At 49.8% G+C, this 253-nt stretch carries 1 protein-coding gene; it reads right to left on the bottom strand.

Annotation, left to right across the window (positions count from 1 at the left end; translation table 11 throughout):
• Positions 1–253: hypothetical protein (locus tag AAEZ03_RS28235; protein WP_350583261.1), on the bottom strand; the 253-nt coding region annotated here is incomplete at both ends.

Genomic DNA, 253 nt, shown 5'->3' with positions numbered 1-253 from the left:
CCTTTGATCAACTGTTTCATTAGGCTGTCGTAGTAGTAGAGTCGCTCGCTATACCAACCCAGCCACAAAAAATGACAACTGGTCGACAGCAGCAATATCATTTGCGCATCAAAGAGGTCCTCAAAAACCCCTTCGATAGGCTGTATGCGATTGTGGTAGCTGGCGTGACCAGCAGCACTCAGTGCTAGATTGTTAGACTTATCCGCCTGCCCATTAGCCAAGGCGGATTTGCTCGAAGCTGGCGCGTTACGCT

It is taken from the genome of Pseudomonas sp. HY2-MNA-CIBAN-0224, from assembly GCF_040310285.1.
Taxonomy (GTDB): domain Bacteria; phylum Pseudomonadota; class Gammaproteobacteria; order Pseudomonadales; family Pseudomonadaceae; genus Aquipseudomonas; species Aquipseudomonas helleri.
This window is presented reverse-complemented; position numbering and strand designations above follow the sequence as displayed.